The organism is Sphingopyxis sp. 113P3, from assembly GCF_001278035.1.
Taxonomy (GTDB): Bacteria; Pseudomonadota; Alphaproteobacteria; order Sphingomonadales; family Sphingomonadaceae; genus Sphingopyxis.
In genome coordinates, this window is the sequence record NZ_CP009452.1 from 2,210,348 (window position 1) to 2,231,617 (window position 21,270).

The 21,270-nt window shown below is 63.9% G+C and carries 37 protein-coding genes; 9 read left to right on the top strand and 28 right to left on the bottom strand.

Annotation, left to right across the window (positions count from 1 at the left end; all coding sequences use genetic code 11):
• Nucleotides 1–56 precede the first annotated feature (56 nt).
• The 27 genes from LH20_RS10775 to LH20_RS10895 all read right to left on the bottom strand — a co-directional run bounded on the left by LH20_RS10775 (nucleotide 57) and on the right by LH20_RS10895 (nucleotide 16,755).
• Nucleotides 57–1,232 (bottom strand): hypothetical protein, encoded by a 1,176-nt coding sequence (locus tag LH20_RS10775; protein WP_053554197.1) that lies wholly within the window; start codon nucleotides 1,230–1,232, stop codon nucleotides 57–59.
• Nucleotides 1,229–1,621 (bottom strand): hypothetical protein, encoded by a 393-nt coding sequence (locus LH20_RS10780; RefSeq protein ID WP_053554198.1) that lies wholly within the window; start codon nucleotides 1,619–1,621, stop codon nucleotides 1,229–1,231. The genes LH20_RS10775 and LH20_RS10780 overlap by 4 nt, the downstream gene beginning before the upstream one ends.
• Nucleotides 1,618–1,884, bottom strand: a complete 267-nt coding sequence (locus LH20_RS10785; RefSeq protein ID WP_144423564.1) for a hypothetical protein — start codon at nucleotides 1,882–1,884, stop codon at nucleotides 1,618–1,620. Before LH20_RS10785 ends, LH20_RS10780 begins: the two co-directional genes overlap by 4 nt.
• A gap of 5 nt (nucleotides 1,885–1,889) precedes the next feature.
• Entirely contained in the window at nucleotides 1,890–2,267 is a 378-nt protein-coding gene (locus LH20_RS10790) for a hypothetical protein (protein WP_053554200.1), read from the bottom strand.
• 9 nt (nucleotides 2,268–2,276) lie between these two features.
• Entirely contained in the window at nucleotides 2,277–2,771 is a 495-nt protein-coding gene (locus tag LH20_RS10795; protein ID WP_053554201.1) for a DnaT-like ssDNA-binding protein, read from the bottom strand.
• Between the two features lie 75 nt (nucleotides 2,772–2,846).
• The gene (locus LH20_RS10800) at nucleotides 2,847–3,122 is read right to left on the bottom strand and encodes a hypothetical protein (protein WP_053554202.1); all 276 of its coding nucleotides are present in this window, start codon (nucleotides 3,120–3,122) and stop codon (nucleotides 2,847–2,849) included.
• 14 nt (nucleotides 3,123–3,136) lie between these two features.
• A complete protein-coding gene (locus LH20_RS10805; RefSeq protein WP_053554203.1) occupies nucleotides 3,137–4,192 on the bottom strand; it encodes a major capsid protein in 1,056 nt (351 codons plus the stop codon).
• A gap of 13 nt (nucleotides 4,193–4,205) precedes the next feature.
• Nucleotides 4,206–4,667, bottom strand: a complete 462-nt coding sequence (locus LH20_RS10810) for a hypothetical protein (RefSeq protein ID WP_053554204.1) — start codon at nucleotides 4,665–4,667, stop codon at nucleotides 4,206–4,208.
• A gap of 2 nt (nucleotides 4,668–4,669) precedes the next feature.
• Nucleotides 4,670–5,818, bottom strand: a complete 1,149-nt coding sequence (locus LH20_RS10815) for a hypothetical protein (RefSeq protein ID WP_053554205.1) — start codon at nucleotides 5,816–5,818, stop codon at nucleotides 4,670–4,672.
• 211 nt (nucleotides 5,819–6,029) lie between these two features.
• Nucleotides 6,030–7,424 (bottom strand): anti-CBASS protein Acb1 family protein, encoded by a 1,395-nt coding sequence (locus LH20_RS10820; RefSeq protein WP_053554206.1) that lies wholly within the window; start codon nucleotides 7,422–7,424, stop codon nucleotides 6,030–6,032.
• A gap of 44 nt (nucleotides 7,425–7,468) precedes the next feature.
• Nucleotides 7,469–8,998 carry a phage terminase large subunit gene (gene terL, locus LH20_RS10825; RefSeq protein ID WP_235526948.1) on the bottom strand — a complete coding sequence of 510 codons (1,530 nt, stop codon included), beginning with the start codon at nucleotides 8,996–8,998 and terminating at the stop codon, nucleotides 7,469–7,471.
• Entirely contained in the window at nucleotides 8,979–9,413 is a 435-nt protein-coding gene (locus LH20_RS23750; protein ID WP_053554207.1) for a hypothetical protein, read from the bottom strand. Before LH20_RS23750 ends, terL begins: the two co-directional genes overlap by 20 nt.
• Nucleotides 9,410–9,601 (bottom strand): hypothetical protein, encoded by a 192-nt coding sequence (locus LH20_RS10835; RefSeq protein WP_053554208.1) that lies wholly within the window; start codon nucleotides 9,599–9,601, stop codon nucleotides 9,410–9,412. Before LH20_RS10835 ends, LH20_RS23750 begins: the two co-directional genes overlap by 4 nt.
• A complete protein-coding gene (locus LH20_RS10840; protein WP_053554209.1) occupies nucleotides 9,598–9,987 on the bottom strand; it encodes a type IV toxin-antitoxin system AbiEi family antitoxin domain-containing protein in 390 nt (129 codons plus the stop codon). The genes LH20_RS10835 and LH20_RS10840 overlap by 4 nt, the downstream gene beginning before the upstream one ends.
• A gap of 1 nt (nucleotide 9,988) precedes the next feature.
• Nucleotides 9,989–10,234, bottom strand: a complete 246-nt coding sequence (locus LH20_RS10845; protein ID WP_053554210.1) for a hypothetical protein — start codon at nucleotides 10,232–10,234, stop codon at nucleotides 9,989–9,991.
• Nucleotides 10,231–11,064, bottom strand: a complete 834-nt coding sequence (locus tag LH20_RS10850) for a hypothetical protein (RefSeq protein ID WP_235526949.1) — start codon at nucleotides 11,062–11,064, stop codon at nucleotides 10,231–10,233. Before LH20_RS10850 ends, LH20_RS10845 begins: the two co-directional genes overlap by 4 nt.
• A gap of 80 nt (nucleotides 11,065–11,144) precedes the next feature.
• Nucleotides 11,145–12,572, bottom strand: a complete 1,428-nt coding sequence (locus tag LH20_RS10855) for a DnaB-like helicase C-terminal domain-containing protein (protein ID WP_053554212.1) — start codon at nucleotides 12,570–12,572, stop codon at nucleotides 11,145–11,147.
• On the bottom strand, nucleotides 12,569–13,006 hold the full coding sequence (locus LH20_RS10860; RefSeq protein WP_053554213.1) for a hypothetical protein: 438 nt from the start codon (nucleotides 13,004–13,006) through the stop codon (nucleotides 12,569–12,571). Before LH20_RS10860 ends, LH20_RS10855 begins: the two co-directional genes overlap by 4 nt.
• Complete coding sequence (locus tag LH20_RS10865) at nucleotides 13,003–13,224, bottom strand: hypothetical protein (RefSeq protein ID WP_053554214.1); 222 nt, start codon at nucleotides 13,222–13,224, stop codon at nucleotides 13,003–13,005. The genes LH20_RS10860 and LH20_RS10865 overlap by 4 nt, the downstream gene beginning before the upstream one ends.
• Nucleotides 13,221–13,397, bottom strand: coding sequence for a hypothetical protein (locus tag LH20_RS23505; protein WP_158501126.1), 177 nt, complete (start codon nucleotides 13,395–13,397; stop codon nucleotides 13,221–13,223). The genes LH20_RS10865 and LH20_RS23505 overlap by 4 nt, the downstream gene beginning before the upstream one ends.
• Nucleotides 13,394–14,056: a hypothetical protein gene (locus tag LH20_RS10870; RefSeq protein ID WP_053554215.1), complete on the bottom strand. Its 663-nt coding sequence runs from the start codon at nucleotides 14,054–14,056 to the stop codon at nucleotides 13,394–13,396. Before LH20_RS10870 ends, LH20_RS23505 begins: the two co-directional genes overlap by 4 nt.
• Entirely contained in the window at nucleotides 14,056–14,589 is a 534-nt protein-coding gene (locus LH20_RS10875) for a hypothetical protein (RefSeq protein WP_053554216.1), read from the bottom strand. The genes LH20_RS10870 and LH20_RS10875 overlap by 1 nt, the downstream gene beginning before the upstream one ends.
• A 2-nt stretch (nucleotides 14,590–14,591) precedes the next feature.
• Complete coding sequence (locus LH20_RS10880; protein ID WP_053554217.1) at nucleotides 14,592–14,975, bottom strand: hypothetical protein; 384 nt, start codon at nucleotides 14,973–14,975, stop codon at nucleotides 14,592–14,594.
• A gap of 64 nt (nucleotides 14,976–15,039) precedes the next feature.
• Nucleotides 15,040–15,462 (bottom strand): hypothetical protein, encoded by a 423-nt coding sequence (locus LH20_RS10885; protein ID WP_053554218.1) that lies wholly within the window; start codon nucleotides 15,460–15,462, stop codon nucleotides 15,040–15,042.
• Entirely contained in the window at nucleotides 15,459–16,127 is a 669-nt protein-coding gene (locus LH20_RS10890; protein ID WP_053554219.1) for a hypothetical protein, read from the bottom strand. Before LH20_RS10890 ends, LH20_RS10885 begins: the two co-directional genes overlap by 4 nt.
• Nucleotides 16,124–16,276 carry a hypothetical protein gene (locus tag LH20_RS23510; RefSeq protein ID WP_158501127.1) on the bottom strand — a complete coding sequence of 51 codons (153 nt, stop codon included), beginning with the start codon at nucleotides 16,274–16,276 and terminating at the stop codon, nucleotides 16,124–16,126. Before LH20_RS23510 ends, LH20_RS10890 begins: the two co-directional genes overlap by 4 nt.
• Nucleotides 16,273–16,755 (bottom strand): hypothetical protein, encoded by a 483-nt coding sequence (locus tag LH20_RS10895; protein ID WP_144423565.1) that lies wholly within the window; start codon nucleotides 16,753–16,755, stop codon nucleotides 16,273–16,275. The genes LH20_RS23510 and LH20_RS10895 overlap by 4 nt, the downstream gene beginning before the upstream one ends.
• Nucleotides 16,756–16,961: 206 nt before the next feature.
• On the opposite strand from LH20_RS10895, the gene LH20_RS10900 reads away from it, so the two are divergent.
• Nucleotides 16,962–17,213 carry a hypothetical protein gene (locus tag LH20_RS10900; protein WP_053554221.1) on the top strand — a complete coding sequence of 84 codons (252 nt, stop codon included), beginning with the start codon at nucleotides 16,962–16,964 and terminating at the stop codon, nucleotides 17,211–17,213.
• Between the two features lie 6 nt (nucleotides 17,214–17,219).
• On the opposite strand, the gene LH20_RS10905 is transcribed toward LH20_RS10900, so the two are convergent.
• Nucleotides 17,220–17,441 carry a helix-turn-helix domain-containing protein gene (locus tag LH20_RS10905; RefSeq protein WP_053554222.1) on the bottom strand — a complete coding sequence of 74 codons (222 nt, stop codon included), beginning with the start codon at nucleotides 17,439–17,441 and terminating at the stop codon, nucleotides 17,220–17,222.
• A gap of 91 nt (nucleotides 17,442–17,532) precedes the next feature.
• Between LH20_RS10905 and LH20_RS23990 the strand changes: the two genes are divergently transcribed.
• From LH20_RS23990 to LH20_RS10945, 8 genes are all read left to right on the top strand, one after another.
• Nucleotides 17,533–18,180, top strand: coding sequence for a S24 family peptidase (locus LH20_RS23990; protein WP_053554223.1), 648 nt, complete (start codon nucleotides 17,533–17,535; stop codon nucleotides 18,178–18,180).
• 3 nt (nucleotides 18,181–18,183) lie between these two features.
• Nucleotides 18,184–18,588, top strand: coding sequence for an HIRAN domain-containing protein (locus LH20_RS10915; RefSeq protein ID WP_144423567.1), 405 nt, complete (start codon nucleotides 18,184–18,186; stop codon nucleotides 18,586–18,588).
• The gene (locus LH20_RS10920) at nucleotides 18,588–19,289 is read left to right on the top strand and encodes a hypothetical protein (protein ID WP_053554224.1); all 702 of its coding nucleotides are present in this window, start codon (nucleotides 18,588–18,590) and stop codon (nucleotides 19,287–19,289) included. The genes LH20_RS10915 and LH20_RS10920 overlap by 1 nt, the downstream gene beginning before the upstream one ends.
• A gap of 13 nt (nucleotides 19,290–19,302) precedes the next feature.
• Nucleotides 19,303–19,767 carry a hypothetical protein gene (locus LH20_RS10925; RefSeq protein WP_053556239.1) on the top strand — a complete coding sequence of 155 codons (465 nt, stop codon included), beginning with the start codon at nucleotides 19,303–19,305 and terminating at the stop codon, nucleotides 19,765–19,767.
• Nucleotides 19,768–19,923: 156 nt separating this feature from the next.
• Nucleotides 19,924–20,391: a hypothetical protein gene (locus LH20_RS10930; RefSeq protein ID WP_053554225.1), complete on the top strand. Its 468-nt coding sequence runs from the start codon at nucleotides 19,924–19,926 to the stop codon at nucleotides 20,389–20,391.
• Entirely contained in the window at nucleotides 20,388–20,570 is a 183-nt protein-coding gene (locus LH20_RS10935; RefSeq protein ID WP_053554226.1) for a hypothetical protein, read from the top strand. The genes LH20_RS10930 and LH20_RS10935 overlap by 4 nt, the downstream gene beginning before the upstream one ends.
• Nucleotides 20,567–20,875: a hypothetical protein gene (locus LH20_RS10940; protein WP_053554227.1), complete on the top strand. Its 309-nt coding sequence runs from the start codon at nucleotides 20,567–20,569 to the stop codon at nucleotides 20,873–20,875. Before LH20_RS10935 ends, LH20_RS10940 begins: the two co-directional genes overlap by 4 nt.
• On the top strand, nucleotides 20,872–21,270 hold the full coding sequence (locus LH20_RS10945) for a hypothetical protein (protein WP_053554228.1): 399 nt from the start codon (nucleotides 20,872–20,874) through the stop codon (nucleotides 21,268–21,270). Before LH20_RS10940 ends, LH20_RS10945 begins: the two co-directional genes overlap by 4 nt.

Sequence of the window (21,270 nt, forward strand, 5' to 3'; positions counted from 1 at the left end):
ATGGAGGATCGCGGAGCGGATTCGCGCGCAGTTCTGACAAGGCATGTTCGTTCTCCTCAGGTTAAGCCGTATGCAAAGTTTAGGAAAAAGTCGGTGCCGCATCGGCAGTTGGCGTTGTTCTTCACGCCGCCCGCCGGGTCGTGACTGTGAAGCATGACGCTGCCATCGGGCAGGAAGAACGGTGCATTGATGCCCTTGACGACCTTCCCGTCCATGGCTTCGTGCGTATCGCGGGCATTCAACGGGTCGCCGTAATGGCGCCACGTCTTCTCGACCGCTTCGGCAGGCAGTCCCTCCTTGTCGAGCGCTTGCTGATAGGCCTCGGCGCGGGCAAGCATGACGCCCTGCGCCGTTTCTGTTCGCGCGATGTCCTCGGCACGACGGGCAACCAGCCGGTCCGAATATTTGGCTACCATCTCGTCAATCTTGTCGCCAGCGAGCGGATTGGGCTTCCCTGCAGCGACCGCGGCAATCGCCTTCTTGATGGCGGGATCGAATCGACGATCGCGCAGCGTCATTCCCGTGCCGGGAACCCATTTGCCCTGCCTATCGAAGCGGCCGAGCACCTTCATCATCTCCTCAGGGTCACCGGAGAGCAGGCGCCGGCGCATGTTCTCGACGTATCCGGCCTGTGGGTCCGAGAGCCCTATTATCCCGCCTTCCCGGCGACCGCTCAGCGGATTGATGCGCCCAGCGATATCCGTTGCAATGGTTGTCGGCCCCTCTCCTCGTGCGAAGCCGTCAGCAATCACCTTGCGAGCAGTGTCGACCTGTTCGGAGACATAGCCCGCGACGCGCGCCGCGGCCTCGCTGCGGATTTTCTCAGCCGCGCGAGGATTCGACATGTCGAAGCGAAACGTCACGCTACCGCCGCCGGGCGCGGCCAATGTCGGCGGAGGCGGCGGATCACCGGACGGCGGGAGCAGCGGCGAGCTGATCGAAGGCAGGTCCGTCGTCTCGCGCTTTGGGAGCGCGGCGCGGCGCTTCGTGATCTGCTCGGACACTGCGGCGCCGGCATCCGCATATCCCGATTGCCGCTCGAGAAGGTAATGAGAGAACGCTGAGCTTTCGATATTCAACGCCGCAATGGCCCGATCAACATCACCTGCGCGCAGAGCAGCTTCCAGCGCGGGCATATCGATGCCGTCGCGTAGATCGCGGATCGCTGCGAGGAACGCGTCGCGAAGCCGCGGCTCGAGCTCGTCAATAAGGGCCTGCAGGTCGTCATTCATCGCACGATGAACCGGATCGCGCAGACTGTGCCAGCGGCTGGGATATTATCGATCTTGAGGACGGTGACCGGTGCGCCGTCGATCTTGAGCACGTCGCCGGGCTCATAGGTGCCGCCCCATGGCGAGACGATGACCATTTTGTCAGTGGCGACGATCTGGCCGCCGGTTTCGACAGGGGCGCCGATCAGTTCCTTCGCGACGCCGCGCGCTGCGCCGTGGAGCGTCGTGACCTGAGGCGTCGGCGCCGTAGGCGGATCCCAAGGGTTCGTCGGCTCAGCGCCCGGAACCAAGCGCACGAGCTGGATGGAGCCTTGCCCGAGTCCGCCTTCACTGGTCGGGGCGAGCAGTTCCGTCGCCATCTGGCGCGCGTCGGCGTAGAAATCACTCACGACAGCCTCACGAGCGGTGACGTCTCAATCAGATGTCGATCGTCGCCGATGAGATAGGTGTTTTCGATCGTCGTCTCGACGCCGTAAGGCGCATAGCCTTCCGGTGCGGCCGCCTCGGCCTCAGCGCGGGTGAGGAATATCGAGCCGCCGGGATATTCCTCGCCGGGCTTCTGTGGGTGCGGACCACGGCCAAGCTTGTGCAGTTCGCCTCGCTCTCGGAAGTAGCGCTCATAGTTTTCGCGATATCCGATGGTATAGAGCATGCCCATCACTCATCAGCCACGTATTCCGCCGTGACGACGCCGTCGGCGACCGCGAGCGTGACCGTGCCGCCGTCTACCAAGAGCTCCTGCCCGTCGGTGACGATCGCCTGATCGCCGGGCAGATAAGCGGGCTCTTCATCGCCGACGCCGCCGACGCTCACCGTCGCGCCAGGCGACAGCGCGCGGGCGTAGACTGGTACCAGCGGGCCGATGATGTTCTTGCGGTGGCCGTGGGCGCTCATCTCGACATGAAAGCTCTCGCCCTCGGGATCGCCGACGCTCACGAGCGCCTGGCCTGAGGTGACGATGATCGACTTGCAGGTCGCGCCGCCCATCCCGACGATTTCGGTCCATTCGTCCGCGCTCAGTTCATGCAAAGACATGTCGTTCTCCTAACAACCCAGTGTCCAAAGGAAGGCGGCCCCGCTGTCGTCGCAGACGAATTGCGAGAGAAGCCCGTCGATCTGGCTGTCGATGAACGACGGACCGCCGCCGATCTCCGCCTTGCCGTCGTCGAAGAATTCGCGCTCGATGACGTCGACCTTCTGGCGCTTCACTCGCGAGCCCGCAGTGCCCGCCGAGCCGTTGAGGATGCCCGGCGTCACTGCATCGAGCCATGCGGCACGGTACGCAGCGGTGATGACCGCGGGAGGGATGACGTCGTCGGGAATCGCCATCGTGCAATTGACGGTCGCCCCGGAGCGCGGCCAGCCCAGCTTCTGCGTCACGCCTCCGGCGCGCTGGCCCGTCCAGAATTTCTCGTAGCTGTCGACATAGAGGCTGCCCCGGGCGCGAAGGACAGCGGGCGCGGGTGCGTCAGCGGGCAGCACAAGGCCTTGCTCGGCGAGCCAAGCCTCAAATCCCTCGTCGTCGCCATATGCCGCCATAGGTCACCTTCAACAAAAAGGGCGGGCGGCTATTCACCGACCCGCCCCTGTGCGCCCCGGGAGAGGAAAGGGCGATTAATTCGCGCCGGCTTCGCGCTTCAGTTCGATAGCGGCCTTGATGTCGGCGACCGTCGCGTTCGCTTCGACCTCGACACCCTCGGCCTCGGCGATCGCGAGAAGGTCGGCCTTGTTCTTGCCGGTCAGAGCGACAGCGCCTTCCTTCGGGTCGCCGTCGATCACGACATAGCGCCCGGCCCAGCCCTTCGGCTCTTCCTTGACCTCGAGCACGGTGCCGATTTCGACCTCGCCCGTCGTCCCGTAAATGCCGCCGGCGGTGATGCGGATTTTCATGGCGCTCGCTCCTGTCAGGCGTTGACGACGGTCGAGTAGAAGACACCCGACTTGCCGTTGTAGTCCGCGCGGATTTCGATGCCCATCGCATCCCAGACTTCGAACTGGTAGTTCGCTCGGGGATGCAGGCGGGGCATTGCGACGGTCGAGGTTGCCATGGCGACGAGCGGGCGGATGTACTCGCTCGACGGCACGAAGCCGAAGAACTCGTTACCCGAGAGCTCGAACGACACCGCGATCTTGTTGATGCGGCGGTTGGTGAGCAGGTAGCTCAGCAATGTGCCGCCCTTGAAGCCGTCGGCGCCCGAATAGGAGCGATCGAGGTTGCGACCGATCTCCGGCGAGACGTAGATGTTGACCTTGCCGGTGATGAAGTTCGCATCGAGCATCGCGCCCAGCGTCTGGGCGAAGAAGGTGTCGATCTCATCCGAGGTCGTTGCCGCGTCGGTGAGGTCGATGTCCGCACCGCCGGCTGCGCTGCCGAGGTTGATCGCCTTCGACAGGGGCGAGGTCCGGATGCCGTAGGCGGTATAGCCCTCGACAACGATCGAGGCGTCGCCGTCGAGCACGTACAGCGCGTTGTCCTGCCGGATCTTGGCGACTGCCGCTTCCTGATCGTCGCCCAGCGCGTCGAAGTTCTCGCTCTGCAGCGTGTTCCACTCGCGCCACTCGCGGCCGTAACCGGTCGAGAAGATCGGCACCGGCGTGCCGCGATAGTCGTAGCTGACCTTGTCGAGGGTCGTCGGCACCTGGCCCGACATGCTGCGCGTCACGCGGCCCGCATCCGACGACACGCGGTTCAGGTGAACCAGCTTGCCGATGTTGACGGGCTTCGCGAGCGGCATGAGGTCGGCCATCCAGACCTGGCCTTCATCGGCGCGCATGACGCGGCGGGTGATGCCGTCGAGGTCGAGCCATGCGTCGCGCGGCAGCACCGCAGCGGCGTTGCCGAGCGCGGCGAGACCATCCTCGGTCTGGTGGAAATGCTCGCGCACAACGCTGAGTTCGTCCCACCATACGCCGTGCTGGCGGGGGTGGTTGGCGATGAGCTGCTGATCGAAATAGCGCATTTCAGATGCCCCCTTATGCCGCGGCCGAGAGATACGACTGGCTGCCCGCCGGTCGGATCATGAGCAGCTGCTCGCTGCCCGAGTTGTTGTTGTAGATCTCGGCCGAGTAGGCGACGATGAGGTCACCGGTCGACGCGATGCCGAGCGTGCCGTTGGCGGCGGGGGTCAGCGCCGTGCCCTTGGCAGCGACGTTCACGCCGTTGGCGATGCGAGCCGCGTAGAGGCACTGGTCGTCCATCTCGATGGCGACCGCGGTGCTGTCCTGCGCCCAGTCGGTGTCCACGCCCTTCTGAGCGAGGTAGTTGTCCTGCACGAGCAGGACTTGACCGATGGTCGCGGCGCCGGCGAGGGCGAACTTGCCCGACGACATGACGACGAGGCGGCCCGGCTTGAGGGCGGCGGCAGCCACAGCCTCGCGAACCTGCGGGAAGTTCTTGTCGGTCGGGCCGAGAAAGATCTTGTTGTAGCGCGCCATGGTCAGTCATCCCCCTTGGGAGCGGTGAAGCTCGGCTTCTTGTCGCCGGGCTTGAACGCATTGTTGACGCGGAAGGCGGTGCCCGACTGCTCGGCCTTGGCCTTCTCGAGGAGGGCGTTGAGAACCGGAGCGGGCGAGGCCTTGGCCAGTTCCTCGGTCAGCAGCTCGGCTTCGACGACCTGGTTGACGAGAGCGGCATGTTCCTGCTCCGCCTTTTCCTTGTCGGCCTTGGCCTGCGCTTCGAGCGCGTCGGCGATGGGCTTCACAGCGTTACCGACTGCGGCGGCGATCTTGTCGTCGAGGCCGGTGACGGCGTCGGACAGAGCCGCGACCTTCCCCGAAAGCTCGTCAAACTGGGCTTTATCCATGGTTTCCTCGCTTGCATTCAGGGCTGCGCCCGGTTCACTTTCGGGCGTCGGGTCGCCCTGAACGATGTCGGTGATATACTTTTTGATGCGTTCGATCAACGAAATTTGTTTTTTCCGTTCAATGCTGCGCAACATACTTTCAATAGACCAGCCGATATCGCGGTCGATGTCGTCGACGAGGCTGCAGTTGATGACGTCGATCTGGGCGCCATCCTCGGCCTTCGCGGCGTTCACGAGCAGACCCACGCCCTGCGCCGGGGTGGCCGCACCTTCCTCGCCGATCAGGATGGCGTCATGATCGAAAACGATATCGGATGCTTCCCAGTCGACCTCGGCGTCGTTCTGGACCGCGGTCAGCATGCAGTAGAGGCCCGTCGACGAATGGATCGGCTCGCCCTTGTCGATCACTTCAAGTACGGCTTTGCCGCCGTCGAGCTGGTTCGCGGTGGCGACGTCGATCACCTTGTCGAGGAAGACGCGGCCGTTCTCGCGCCGGACGTTCTTGTTCCACGCGCCGATCCAGCCGCGGGCGAGGCCTTCGGGGTCTTTCGCCGAGACGAAAGCGCCCTCGATCGTCGGATGGCCGAGCGGGGCAGGAGTGTTTTCGAGGCTGCCGAACGCCTTGGCGATCTCGTCGGCGGGGTAGCGCACGCGGTTCATGACGATGCCGTCGGGCATGGTGGCGCTGGGGACGATAATGTAATCGCGGCCGTCGCGGCGCTCGCGGCGGATGGCGCTGTTGTCGATCGCGTGGCGGACGTTGACGCGGACGGTCTTGCTCATGGTCAGTCTCTCTTCGGCTCCGGGGGTGGTCCAGGAGGCGGCGGGTAAGCAGGAATGGTGATAGTGACAGGCGCGCTTCTCCACGGGCCGCAGCGCCCGCAGACGCATTCCTGTCGCCAAGCGCGACGGCGCAGCATCTTCGGGGCAACCCAGCGCATCGTGTCGCCGCATTCGCACTCGTTCGTCGCGAGCACCTTCCGGGGGTAGAAGTTCATTCCACCACCTCATCACCGGGGATTGTCTGCGTCGGCCCATCCTCGGCCATCTCGCGGGCCCGGGCCTCGCGCTCGCGCATGAACTCCTCGAAGCCCTCGACCTCATCGCCGGGCTTGTAACCGGCCTCTTCCCTGATCTCGTCGGGCAGGAATACCGGCTCACTCCCGGCCTGCTGGTTGATCTGCGACATCTTCGCCGCGCGATCGAGCTTGTCGTCGGGCGAGGCCTCGAGGAGGCTGGTCCAGCCGATGGTCCAATCCTTTTTTTCGAGCACTCCCCATGAAACGAGGCGCTCGACGAACTCATTCAGGATCGGCAGCACGCGGTTTTCGCGCCGCGACATGCAGGTTTCGGCCCACTCGGTCTTGTCTTCGGTGCTGGCGCGCTCGCCGGTGATGTTGCCGACGAGGATCTTGAACGGGATGCCCATCGATGCCGCGAACGACTGCACGCAGGGCTCCCAGAATTCCTTTGGCTGCGGGAGGGTGATGGTCATCGGCTTGGCCGAGAAGCCGCCGATCATGAGCGCCTTGTCGAAGCCTGCCTGAAAAACTTCGACCTTCTCGTTGAGCTTTTCCAGCACCTCCTCGTTGGTGGAAGCTCCCATCCCGCGCTTAACGTCTTCGACGGTCACGCCCTGCGGCGCTTCGATGATCGGCGCGCCGCGGGCCGACTTCCAGAAGCCTTCGCCGCCGGCGCCCTTGACCTTCATCGCGTCGCAGAGGTCGTCATACCCGGGCTCGAGCGCGGAGCGGCAGTTGAGCGTCCCGTCATCCGACCAAATCAGCACGCGGTCGCGGTGAATGCGCACCTGGCTGTTTGCGGTATTCTGGGGATTGCCGACGGCCTGCTCGTCGAACTGGTAGAACATGGGCTCGCCATAGGTCTCGCTGCCTTGGACGCTGTCCCAATCGACGACGGTGAGCTGGCCCTGCCACGCGGGGATGATTCCCGCGATGCTCTCGACGCCGCGGCGTACCCCGCTGACCGGCTGGTCGAGCGGCTTGCCGTCGCGGAGCAGGATGATGGCACCGGCATATTCGCCGACCATCGACCGGCGATCAGCTTCCATGAGCGAGCGCCAGATGTTCTTCTTGGCGAAATGCTTGCGGATCGCGACCTCGGCCTTGCTCTCGGCAGGCTTCTCGCTTTCCCAGAGCGCGGGCATGGTCTGCCACGTTTTTGCGATCGTCTTGTCGACCGCTGCGGCAGCGAGGCCGGAGCGGCAGTACATCCGATAGAACTGCTCAAACCCGAGGCATTCAGGCCAGCCGTAGTCCTTTGCGAAGTCGTGCTTCGAGTTGAAGCCGTAGGCCCACGGCATGAGGCGCGCGAGGCGATCGCGGATCGCACCGGCGGCATTTGCGATGAGAGAACCTTGCGCCTGCATGGCGCATAGTTACGCGATGTTGCGTTTACGCGCAATAATGTTGCTCAGATGAACCAGCCGCTCTTCTCTTGCCCGAGGGCCAATTCGTTGATTGCGTCGGACAGTGCGTCGACCTGGTCGTCGTTCGCTCCCGCGGGGAAGGCGCAGACCTCATCGAGGAAGGCGGTGACCCAAGGTCCGCGCAGCAGCTTGATATTTCCGGCTTCGGCCTGCGCCGCAGCCGGGCGTGCACGAACAGACTTCTCGCCGGTCGGGCGCACCTTTGTGACTGGATATCCCTTGAGGAGCTTCACCTTGGTCTCAGCGTCCGCCTTGCCAGCGGCGCCGGGATCTTCGGGAATTCGAACCGTGACATCGGGCCCGTCCTGCGACGCGGTGTTTTTGAGCACGGTCTCGACGCCCGAGGGCTTCCATTGCCCACGCTCGACATCCTCGACGATGAACAGGTCGCCGATCAGCGCAGCCTTGAGGCCGACGGTCCAGTCGGGCTTGCTGCCTGCCTTGGCCTCGCTGGCCGCGAAGTCCCAAGCGCGCACGCGGCGAGCCTCGCCGGCGGGCAAGGCGTCGATGATCTCGAAGTCCGAGCGCTGGAACATGCCGCCCGAGCGCGGCGTCGGGCGCTGCTGGTACTGGCCCGAATAGGCATAGGAGCCCTTGGCCTTCTTGAGCCGTTCGATTTCGAGCCGCGGGAATCGTTCGGGAAACAGCAGCTCGCCGTCTTCGGTGCGCGGATCCTCGAAGAAGAGTTCGCCGTTGACGTATGTCTGGCAGCGACGGTCCGCCTCAAACTCCATCGGGAGGTTGAGATGCACGAAGCCGATATCGAGCTCGAGCGCCACCGCGGCGATATCCTGCTCGTGGAGCCGCTGCATGATGATGACGATCGCCGACGAGGTCACGTCGTTCAGACGGTCGGTGATCCCCTCACGGAAGATACGGACCGCGGTCTGCCGCTCGGTCTCACTCTCGGCGGTCTCGGTCGAATGCGGGTCGTCGATCTTGACGCGGTCGCCGCGGCCGCCGGTCATCGAACTGAACGGTCGCGCCTCGGAGAAGCCGTTGCCGGTATTCTCGAATTTGCCCTTCGCGTTCTGGTCGTCGCGCAGCTTGAGCGGCCAAAGCGCCTGGTACTTATCGCTCTCGACCAGCCGGCGGAGCTTGACGTTGTCGCGCAGCACGTTCGGCTGGCTGTACGAGGTCGCGAGAACCTGAATATCGGGCCGACCCTTAGGGCCCCACTCCCATGCCGTCCAGAAGACGAGCAGGAGCGATTTCATCATGCCGGGCGGCACGGTCATGAGGAGGAACTGGATAAGCCCTTCCGTGACCGCGGTCAGGTGCTTGCACATGGCGAGCAGGGCCCAGCCGAACCGAAGCTCGCGCTTGGGCTCGAGGATCGTCCAGAACTCCTGAATGAAGCCGTCAAGCGTCTGGCAGCGCTCGCGGATGAGCGCCTCGTTCTCCGCGGTTACGCGCCGCGCCTCTTCCGCACGCCGCGCCTCTTCGCGCCGCGCGCGCTCGTCGAGCAACGCAAGATATTCCCGGTTATCAAGTTCAATCGGTGTCGACGCCACGCGCTGCCTCATGCGCCCGGATGCGGGCTTCGATTTCTTCGTCGGACAGGTTGCGGTACTCGATCGGCGCGCCGTTTCGCCCGGTGTGCTCATGGCGATCGGGGAGAAGGCCGAGCACCTTTGCCTTGCCGAGCGTGGCGCTCACGGCCGCGGAGCTCTGCTTGTTCTTCCTCGCGAACTCCCGGTCTTCATCCAGCTGCTTGGCGATGTCGGCGACGGTGACGACGGTCTTTTCCGCGGCGCGAGACTGCAGTTCGGCGATGCGAGCTTGCACGCTTTCATTTGCGTTCAAGCGGGCAGCGTTGCCGCGGTTGGCTCGGAACCCGGCGGCGACATAGGATCTGTCCACGGAATTGCCCTTGGCGCGCTCCTGCGCGAACTTCTCGTGTCGGGCGTTTTTCAGGGGGCCGCTCATATCGATTTCACCAGTTCCAATGCCTGCGCCTCGCTAAATCCCTCCGCGACATACGCGAGGAACAGCGTGCGGCGGCTGTGCGCGATATCGGTCGCGACCTTCGCCAATTCACCCCAGAGGCGAGCCATGTCGCGTGCGCCTTCGGCCATGTTCGCCTTAGGCGGCTCGCTGCGGTTCAAGTCTTTCATGATCCCGGTCCTTCCACGTCGGCGTAGTGCGTTGCGCCCCGGACGATGCGCCCGACCGAATCCCGCCAGCCGTCGCGCCATGAGCAGAGCGCCGAGTGACCATCGACCCAGAGCAGCACGTCGCGGCCGTCGCGGCGATCATCGGGGATATATTCGATCCCGCGCCAGAAGATCGGCGAGACCGCGGTGCTCCGGCGCGCGGAGAAGTTCTCGGGATCGTCCATGTAGCCGCGAAGCTCAGCTGCGGGCACGAAGACGCGCGAGCCGCGCTTGATGCGGGACAGGCGCCCCGATGCGACGAGATTGTAAACCTCGTAGTACGACTTGCCGCTCGCCTTCGCGGCGTCGTTGAGGCTCACGAGCGGGATTTGTTCCATCATCGCCATCTCATCTTCTCCTCGCGTAGCCAGGCCGTGTCAGGCATTTGACGCCCTTGGGCAGGACGGTGACGACGGCGATCGCGCTGCAAACAACGCGGTGGCCGCTGGGCAGGATGACCGAGCCCCCGCCCATCTTGGCGACCATGTCGAACTGAGGCCCGGTCAGTGTCTGGACGATGCACTCGTCGGGGATATCCTCGACCCGTTCGCGGTAGCGAGTGATCGCATGGTCGGTGACGGTCAGCACGGTCATTGCACTCCTGCTGCGGTGGCGGAAACGTGGATGCCATGCTCGGCGAGGCGCTTGCGGGCGGCTTCGAGTTCGTCGGGAGAACGGTCTCGCTGGGGGCGGGGCGCAGGCGCTGTGGCGCGAGCGAATAGGCCGCCCGGCTCGTCTCGGCCGCGGTCGTAGTTTCCTTCGAGAACCTTGAGGATGTTCTCGTCGTTTCGGATCAGCCAATCGAGACTGAACCACGAGGGCGCCGGGTCAGACGACAGGAGAGGGCTATGCCATGCCTTGGTGAGGGCCTGGCGCCAGCCTTCGAGACCATGCACCCGCAGCCTAGCCGCCAGCTTCTTTCGGCGCTGGTCGGTCAACGCCCTCGGGACGGGCCAGCCGCGCTTACGGGCGGATACTGACCATTGCTCAATCGCCGTGTCGATATCGGCTTTCGAGACTTTCGGCTGCGCAGGTATCCCTTCATCGGAACAACCCTGAGCATCCGCCGAATGCGAATTCGCAAGAACCGTAGGTTCTATATATTCTTGTCTTTCTTCTTTTATGTCCCGCTGCTGTCCCGCTGCTGTCCCGGTAGGCGTCCCGTTTGCTGTCCCGGTTGCGCCGGGCTGGCTCTGATATTTGTCGTAATTACGGATAGTTACGATCAACTTGCCTGTCCCGGCATCTGTCCCGATCATTGTCTCGGTTTTCAAACGGGTCAAAAACCGGTCCACGGCAGATTTCGACCATCCCCATGCCTCGGCGAGCTCGCGAACCGAGCAACAGAACTGGCCACGCTCGAGCGTGATGATGCGCCCGGCAACGTCGAACCGGGTCGGTTTCCAGCACGCGCGGGCGACCATCCAGAACCACGCGCGGAAGCGATCGCCATCCTTGAGCAGCGGATGGTCGAAGACGTCGCGAGAAAGATTTATCGTGCCGCTCATGCCGCTCCCCGAACAGCTTGGTTCTCGCGCACGAACTGACCCACGGCGGTGCCCTCCGGCCCGTCGCGACGCTTCGCCACGATGAATTCGATCTTGTCTTTCAGAGCCTCGCGATCGGCTTCCCACTCGAGGATGCGGGTCTCGTACATCTTGTCCGATTCCAGCGGCCGCGCTCGCTCGTGGTAGTAGGATTCGCGGTAGACGAACACGATCTTGTCGGCATCCTGCTCGATGCTGCCGCTCTCGCGGAGGTCCGACAGCTGGGGGCGCTTGTCCTCGCGGTTCTCGACCTGGCGGCTCAGCTGCGAGAGCGCCATCACGGCCACCTTGTGACGCTTGGCGATCTGCTTGAGGCCGCGGCTGATATGCGTGACCTCTTCGGTGCGGTTGCTGGTCGCCCGGCCTGCATTCATGAGCTGCAGATAGTCGACGACGACCAGCCGGAGCGGCGTGCCCTTGGCGGCAAAGCTGCGAGCGAGGCGGCGGACAATGCCGTCGAGGCGCGCAATTGTGAGCGACGCGGTATCGACGACCGTGAGCGGGATCTTTCGGGCTTCCTCGCGGATAGCGCGGGCCCGGGCCTTCTGGTCGTGGCCCATCCAGCCGTTCGTGATCGACGCGAAGGCGATCGGGTGCGAATAGGCGGCAATGTCCGCAAGCGCGCGCTGGCCGATCTGCAGGGCCGACATCTCGAGGCTGATAAAAGCGACGCCGCCGCCATCGGCGCGCTCGTCTTCGACCGGCGAAATCGCCTGCCGGGCGACACCGACAGCGTAGGATATGGCCGCGGCAGTCTTGCCCATGCTCGGGCGCCCAGCGAGGATTATGAGGTCGTCGGGGCGCGAGCGGCCCATCGTCTTGTCGAGCGACAGGATGGAGCCCGAGAGCACGCCCGTCGGGGGCTTGTCCCATTCTTCCTCGACCTGGCCCATGCAGTCGGCCAGGTGGAAGGTGATCGCATCGGAATTGTCGCCGGCGACGCTCGCGAGGTTTTCCTCGGCGTCCGATATCAGCGCCTCGGGGTCGATGCCCGCCGCGGTGTCTCGTGCGCGGGCGGCAAGTTCCTCGGCGATCGTGATGACGCCCCGGAGCTTCGCGAGGTCGCGGATCTGCGCCGCGAAATCGCGCGCACCGATGACGCCAGCGCCCGAGCCGGTGAGCTGGGCGAGATAGCCGACGCCGCCGACCTCCTTCATCGCCTCGTCAGCCTCGAAGAAGGGTTTGACCGTGACCGGGTTCGCAACCTTGCCTTGAGCGGCAAGCGTCGTGATCGTCTCGAAGATCCTGCCGTGCAGCGGCTCATAGAATTCATCCGCCGACACGCGATCGGCGACGCCGTCGATGACCCGGTTATCGATCATCATCGCGCCGATGAGCGCCGCCTCGGCCTCGACGTTGCGGGGGAGTTTGAAATCGTCCGTCACGCGCGCACCGCCAATCGCTCGACGACATTGCGGGAGGCCTCGCCCATTGTGATGACTTTGCCGTATCGCCGGAAAAGCGGCCGCTGATGTGCGCAGCCTACATCCGAGCGGATGCCGCACTGCCAGCAGGGAACGACCGGCTCCGAAGCGACCGCGGTGCAATCCTTCTTCCGTGCGTCGGCCTCGCGCACGCGCTTCACGTCCTCGGGGTGCGCCGTGTGCGCTCCGGTCGCCATGATGGTCACGACGCGCTTGCCGCTGCCGTAATTGGCGATGTCGATGATGCCGGCGTCCTGCATCTGGTAGAGCGCGGAATTGACGCTGGTTATCTTCACGCCCGACCGCTGCGCTATCTGGGGCCCGGTCGGCATGATTTCATTGACGGCGATCGTCTCTTTGATGACGCGGAAGACGGCGGCTTGGTTCGATGTCATGCGCCTTTCCCCCGCCAGCTCGCGACCATCATTTCCATTGCGCTGGGGGCGCCGCGGAGACTGATCTTGACGCCGGGCGCATAGGGTGCGGGCTCGGCCGCGCGCTTCGGCTTGACGACGACGACCGCGACGGCATTGGCGCGCCACTTGCCGCGGCACGAATAGAGGCGGCCGTCTGCGTCGATGGCATATCGACCGGGATGCGATACGGAGTTCATCCCCGCGCCTCCCGCATCCATTTGAGCACTTGGTCGGGGGTGGTCTTCACCAGCGGCGCGACGGCATTCGCTATGCGCTGGTCTGACATCGGGTGCCGGTGAGCATCCGCGCGGAATCGGGCCACCTCTTTGAGCGCGATCTTGCGTTGGAGTTTCAATGCTTCGGGCTTCATGCGGCCTCCGCCATCATGTCGAGTAGGGATCCCCACTGGTCGGCGCAGGCGTCGGCCATTCCGGGAAAGGTGTCTGAGCGCAGGCGCGAACGATCGGGGCCGGGCTGCATCCGGTGAATGCGGCTCCACGCCTTGTGCTCATCGGTTCCGGCCTTGGGCGGGATCAATCGATTGGTCGGTGTCAGCTTCGGCAGGTTGATGAGCTCAAAGCCGGTCGCCTTGAAATATGGATCGCCAAACCACCACGGCTGGACAAACTGCGTCGGGCCGCGCTTGGTAAGTTCCTTCGCGTATCGGTGCATGACCGGGTTTTCCAGCGCGCGCCGCGGGCAGTCGCCCGTTTCTCGGCACGCGCGATAGAAGGCGGCGGCGCGTTCGAGCTCCGACCAGCGCGCTTCGTCGCGACCGTTGACCTTCTTCCCGCCGATGTAGAGCCACCGGCCACCGCTATTGCAGAGCAGCGGGCAGGGCGGGTGCAGGAGGATGAACAGACCGAACCGACCCGATCGCAGGACTTCCAGAACGTCGCCGATGATATGGCGGTTGGTCCGGTCGTATGAAGGCTCGAGGTCGCAGGACCATGCGTCGTAGCCTCGCGCGAGAAAGGCCCGGCGCATCATGCCCGACCGTTCGCAGCCGATGAGAACGCTTCCGGCCATTATCCCACCCTCCCCAGCGGAAGCGGCGGGTCTTTTCGCCAAGGCGGCACGATGTTTTCGAGCGCCAGCCCATGATCCAGAATGTGCAGTGCATCGGCCTCGTTATCGTTGCCGGGCTTCATCCCGAGCTCGCGGGCCGTGCGGATGCTGAGCGCCTTCCACTCGGCGCTGCTCAGCCGCTTGCGTTCGGGGTTGAGCTGGGTCGCCTTCCACGCGCGATTGTTCGCCTCGTGGCAGCGGACGCGCTTGCACTTGAAATAGAACTCGACGAGCGCCGCCAGCGCATTGGCTAGGCGGTTATTGTACTCGTTAGTCTGCGCGTCGCCGCGGATGGGCGATTCGTAATAGACGACGTCCGGCTCACCGAACGCGCACGTCTCGTTGAGGCGCTTGTAAAGCTCGACCATCGCGCCGGCGCGGTCGGTGTATTCGTTTCCGAGCTTCCACGTGCCGAAGGTCGGACGCGCATCGCCTTCACGATAGCGCGCCCAACCCGTCGCGGATTTGCTCAGGTCAAGGCTGAGTACATCCATGGTCAGTTGACGACCGGCATATCGATCTTGTCGGCCGCGCCGGTCGGCACGACTTCCAGATCAGCAGCGTTGACGCCCTGCATCATGTCGACGGCGTCAGCGTGGAGGCGCACGCCGTTCTGCTCGAGGCCAACCTTGAAGGAGCGGAGCCAGGCCTGCTGCTCGGCTTCCTCCATCTCGGCGACCTGCTGGGCCTTGTGGTAGCCGCCCTTGTGGACGCGGCATTCCTTCTTGATGGCCTTCCACGCATCACCGGCCTCTTTCATGGCCTGTTTCTGCGCCTTGTGGGCGGGCATCACGTCCTGCTTGTAGATCCGCTGCGCCTTCTCGAAATCGGGCGGCGTGATCGGGCCGCCGTTCTGGCCACCCTTCTCTTTCTTAGCCATTGGCCATTCCTTTCTTCATCGGCAGGTCAACATCAGGCCGCGCTGCCGATCCGCGGCGGTGAGACTAAGGCGGGAGAGAGCCGGAGCCCTCCCCCGCAGTGCTGAGCGCCGGGCTAGCTCCCCGTCCGGCGTCCAGTGGATTGGTTGCGGCTTTCCGCGCAGCGCGGCGGGCAATGATCTCGGCCTCAATCTCAGCGCGCGGACGCGGCGGGTTCGGCGCTGCTCTGCGCAGCGCTTCGGTCGTGGCAGCCCGGAGGGCGCGTGTTGCGCTGTGGGCGGCCTTACCGGCCTCGACATGCTTGTGATGGTTGAGGTCGAGCCGGGCCTCTGCCCGGAGAGCGCGGGTCTCGGCGTCGACCATGCACGCCTTGAACAGCCGGGCCGACGCTCTCGCCGCGCTCAGGCGGGACCCGAAATAAAGGGCGGTCGCTCCCGACGCAGCAAGCGAGGATGCAAGCGATAGCGCGATGGTCGAGGTCCACGTCATGCGGCCTCCGATACGTCGGAGGCGGGGGCCTGCTCCAAATGATCCGCGGGATAATCCTGCAGGCGCTCAAGGCGCTTCCGGCAGGGAGCTATCCAACGGAGTTTTGTGTTGCCGCTGCCGTGGCGCTTCCAAACTAGCCAACAATAGCTCGTCGCTGTCGACGCCTTTGGATCGTATCGACCTTTGACCATCGGGACGCGCTCGGCGAACTGAAATAGATAGTCGGGCGGATCGATTGCATAGAGCGTGTGGTAACGGTCGATGCCTTCAATAAAGGCGCTGCGGACGAGCGCCGCGACGCCGCTCAGGCTTTCCCGTTTGGCCTTTTGAATGAATTGCTGCGCGAGCCGAAACGGCGGGTTCATGAAGGTCCAGTTGACCTCCATCAGGTCGCCGCCGAACAGATAGTCCTCCTGACGATAACCTGCGCCATAATCGTGAATGTCGAGGGCATCGACGGTGACGAAATATTCTTCGAGCGGCCGAACCATGAAGCCACGATTCGCACATGGCTCACGCGCCGTGTCGTTCCGGTGGATCAGCCCGACACGGTGCAGCTCGTCGAGCAGCGCCCGCGTCGCCCAAGGCGGCGTCGGGAAATCGTCGAGGCTGTCGTGCGGCTCACTGCGCTGCTGCATGACGGCGGCGGATCTGTTCTGGCTCATTCCCGCCCCCGCAAGCGCTCAAGCTCGGCCTGCGCGTCGTCCAGCTCATCGAGCAGGTTGAAACGGGCCGAGAGGTTGTGCGCGCAGCCGAAGATCAGGCCGACGAAGCCGCCCGCGAGGAAAATGTCGATGGCGAGCAGGGCGTTCATGCCGCGATCCCCAGCCGCTCGGCGCGCGCGATCAGCGAATTGACCAGCCGCTGCGTCGCCTTGAGCTCTGGGAGCATGTCGGCGAGCTCAAGGTGCGTGATCGCTTCTTTGCCGTCGCTGTCAGGGTCCGTTGCCAGAGACAGCTTGTGCAGGCTGCCTGTGACGGCGGAGAGGGACACCCGGGCGTCCGCGCCTTCCCGCGGCACGTTCCGCCCGCCGAAGCATGCCGACCAAGGGTCGAGGCATTCGGGACCGAACCGGGCGCCGAGCTTCGCGATCGTTTCCTGATTGAGGTCAGTCCGCTCGTTGCGGACGTTGCGGATCGTGCCGTCGCTTACGCCGAGAAGATCGGCCAAGCCCTCGTCGGTGAGGCTGTTCGAGGCCTGCACTGAGCGCACGATCTGCGCGAGAGCCTTCCGAAGTTCATTTCGGGTCGGCAGGCACATCGGCAGCAAGCCATTTCGGAAGGAGTCAGTCAATTAGACCTCCATGAACAGGGGTTTCGCAAACAATCGCCCGGCCATGATGTCCGTCACAATGACGGGCGATTTCAGGCTGCGCGCGCAGGCCTGCGCAAAGGTGTCCCGGCTGGCCGAAGAGGGGGAAAGACCAGCCGGGACTTCGCCGGGACCGGCGGCGAATGGCGAGGGGGCGCTCACGCGAGCACCGAAGCGAAGGAGGAGAGATGGAGCACGGATCGGTGCAGATGGGCCTCGCGCTCGTCACCGGACTGCGCGATGCGGGCGTCATCACCCCGAGGCAGATGGAGCGCGTCGGTCGATCGATGGTTGAATTCTTCAAGGAGCCGTCGGACCTTCTCAGCCCGGCCGACCTCGAAGACCTGCGCGGCCTGGCGGGCGACATCGTGCTTGAAAGCGGCGCGCCTATCAGGCGATGCGACGGGTTCGACGCGATCGTTGAGGTTTGGACGGCGTGACATCGGTCAGTTCGACACTGCCGCGATTTCAGCCTCGCGTTCTTCGACGAGAACGGCGAGCGCCTTCTGCAATTCGAAGAGCTTGTCCGCCGTCGGGCGCGTCAGGCCACGCTTCCAACGAGATGGGGTGGTGGGGTCGACCCCAGCCCGCTCACAGACGCGCGACATGGGGATGCGATTAGCCTTTGCCGATGCAAACAGGCTGTCCAAGGGGTGCTGCTGTTCCATGTCTAGGCGAGATATAGGCATTTCTGCCTAAATGCAAATGCAAACTTGCCTAACGCCTAAAATAGGCATCCCTGCTATCGCTCGCGCCGATATGAGCAGCGTTCAGGATGATATTCGCCTTGTGCAGGAGCTGGTTGAGTGGTCAGGGACCAACGTCAACCAGATATCCAAGCGGATCGGCGTCGCTAACACGACCATCAATCGCTTCGCGAACGGATCCGCGACCGGTCGCCTTCATCGCGACACTATTGCGAAGCTGAGAGATGAATTTCCTGAGTTTCCGGGCTTTGCCACACTCGGCCTTCCGGCGGTTCCTCAGGCCTCGGAGGACGACGTCGAGATCCAGCAATGGGACGTCGCCTATGGCATGGGCGCCGGCGGCTATCTAGACCTTCCGGTCACCGGTGCGAAGCACAAATTCTCGCGGTCGTGGCTGCGGCAGTTCACTTCGGCCCCGCCTGACAAGATATTCCTCGCGGACGGGACGGGGGATTCGATGTTTCCGACCATCCTCGACGCCGACAAGGTGATGATCGACACGACACAGCGCGAACTCCGGATGAGCGATCGCATTTGGGCCGCGGCCTATGGGCAGACCGGGATTATCAAGAGGCTCCGCCCGGCGCCCGACGGCAGTGTTAAGATCCTATCTGACAATCCTTCCGTCCCGCCCGAGGTCGCCTATGACGGTGAGCTGCATGTCGTCGGCCGCGTCGTGGCGATCGTGCGCAAGACCTGACCCATGCGGGAGATGTCGCTCGCGGTCGTTGGGGTCGGGTTCGACAACAAGAAGGGACCGCCGCGGCAGTTTGAAATCGCGATGTGCACGCCAGGCGAGCCGGTGAAGCTGGTTCCCGAGCCTCGCAATCCGGCCGACCCCAACGCGATCGCCGTCTATTCTGCGAGAGACATCCAAATCGGCTATTTGCGAGCCGAGCGCGCGCCGATGATCGGCGCGGCAATGAGGCGCGGTGTCGTGATCGCGATATTCCAGCGGAAGGAAGAATGGGGCGCTACAATCCGGGCGAACCTCGAGGGGAGGGCGCCCACGCTGCCAGCCGAGCAGGAGCGCCGAGCAGCGCCAGCGGAAGGCGAGGGGGATGGGGCCCCGGATTGGTGGCCTGACGAAATTTGGGAGGATGATTGATGAAGAATTATGTCCATGGGGCGGCCGCTGCGGGGATCGCACTTGCTCTGGCCTTTTCAGCCAGCGCCGAGCCCAGCTCGGGGGCTAGGCCGTTCGACTTCAAGGGTGTGGCGCTTGGTACGACTATCGAAGAGTTTCGTGCCATGCCGCACCCCGACGGCAAGGCGGCGGAGGTCGTATGCACTGGCGAGAAGATCGAGGTGACGCGTAATTACAGCCGCGAGCCGATCGACGTCATGGTCTTTGATGAAACCGAAAAGACGCTCGGAGTTCGGCGCTGCGTCTGGATCACGGTCGATTCGCCATATGGCAAAGGCAGCGCGGCTATGCTTTCGTTGGCGAGCTCGGGCTATGGCACCGGGCACTACAGCTTTTCGTTCGTCACTGACCCGGTGGACGGAGAGATGCGCTTATTCAAGTTTATGGGGACATCGAACGCGGCCGCCTACCCCGCGACGATCGAAGCCCTGACCGGGAAATGGGGGAAGCCGGTGACCGAGAAGGGCACAGTGCAAAACCGAATCGGCAACACCTTCGACAAAGAAACAGCCGTTTGGGCCAATCCAGCCGGATCGATCCTCGTCGAATCCCGCTTCAGCAAGATCGACGACATGGCGATCATCATGACCGATGCGAGGCTGTCGAAAATTGTGGTAGATGCAGAGGCGGCAGCGAAGGCAGCGAAGCCAAATGCGATTTGAAATGGGGAAAAGAATGAAGCGATATCTACTTGCGATCACCATCGCACTTGCGAGCGCGCCCGCTGCAGCGCAGAACATCAACCCGGCCCCCGCTGAGGCCCCGCCGACCTACCAGTCTGTCCTAGCGATGAAGGTGCCAGTCGTGGCTGGAGATATCACCGATCGCCCTTATCGCGTCGTCGGCGAGATCGAAACCGGTGTGAAGAAGCTGACGCTCTTCAGCAAGGATCCGTCACAAGAGAAGGTTTATAAGGAGTTATGGGAGCGCGGCAAAAAGATGGGCGCCGACGCTGTCGTGAATGCGACCTATGGCGATCCGCGCGTCACCTTTATGAGCTGGGGTTCGCGCAAAGCGCGCGGACAGGCGATCAAATTCCTCACCGATGAAGAGATTGCAGCGCGCACTGTTACGCCGCCGGCGCCGATCGTTACGCCAGTCGATCCGCCGCAACCGGTGAACGTCGACGCGCCACAATAGGCACTAGTAAATAGCTCTTACGCCCCGCCCTCACCCGGCGGGGCTTTTTGTAGCCGAAACGAGAGAATAGGCACGCGCGCATAATTATGCTTGACTGCCTAGGCATCTTTGCCTAATCAATCTCCATCAGCCAATCACGGCAGATGGAGAACCCCAGTGGCCCGCCACTTCAAAATCCCCGCCGACACACTCCGCCAGACGCTCGACTATGCCGAGCAGGTCTGCGGCAAGTTCAACTTTCACCTGCTCAACGGGATCGAGGATCGGCGCGTTGACTTTCGCATGGTCGCCGGTCGGCTGCTCGACATGGGCGCGCCGATCGCGGACTGGCGCTTTGATCCGCGGGTGTTCGAGGTTCGCATCCCCGATCATCTGCCCGTCTATTACACGAGCACGCATTCGCGTGAGGACACGAAGAATTACGGCGGCGAGGCGGCCGAGACCCTGCGCGGCATCCGTGAAGAATATCGCAAGCGCCTGACCGACTGGCTGTTCGCCGACAAGGCGCCGGTGGACTTCAAATCCGACGAAGCCTTGGTCTGCGTCTGGCTCATCCATCACATGCCCACGGTCGAGGAGTTCATCGACGAGGGATTTCCGGTGACGGGGAGGGTGGCGGCATGACCACCCTCCAAGCCGCCGAGCGCCCGAGCGTCCTGAACGCTGTTTCGGACATGCCATCCGACGAGCGCCGCGAATTCCAGGCCTTCGCCCTCGGCTGGTTCGGCCAGGCGAGCCCCGACGAGGCGCGCCGTTGCCTTGAGAATTATAGGCGGATGAAGGCTGAAGGGGTGAAGGCATGACCCCCGACACTTATCGCGGCTGGGAAATCCACCAAGGTCGCTGGCCCGAACCCGCATGGTACGCGGTCGGCCCCAACTATGACGCCTCTTATGAGGGGCCTGAGGACGGATGGGTCGACAATGGCGAGAAGGCCTATGCCGACACCCGCGCCGCACTGCTCGACGAGATAGACGCTTGGTTTGAATATCAGGCCGAGCCCGCGCCGAGCATCACCCTCCGCTTTGCCATAGGCCTCGCGTTGATCGTCACCGCGATGATCGGTGCGCACGCGGTCTGGGCGGCGAACGGGATGCCGACGCTGTGACCCGCTCGGCTCGCCCCTATGCCGCAGGCGCGGAGAATGCGCAGCGCTTCGACGGGATCGACGTCGAGGAACCCGTCGCGGGCTTCTATCGGATCCGGCTTGGCGCCGAGACCGTCGCCGTCGGCATTCGCCTCTGGTTCGGCGCACCGCTCGACCCTCTGACCGGCGAGGAATTGGACCGCGGCTGGCGCTGGCAGGCTCAAGCCGACGACGGCTCAATCCTCGACTTCGAGCGCGTCTGGCCCGCCTGCGCCCGCGATCCGATCACCGAAGCGGACTTCAATGCCAGGCGCGCCCGCCGCGCGTGGGCCCGCGAGAACGCGCCGGACAGCGCATACGCCGAACTCGGTCGGAAGGTCGACCGCCTCTCCCGATCCGAACCTTTGCCGTTTTAA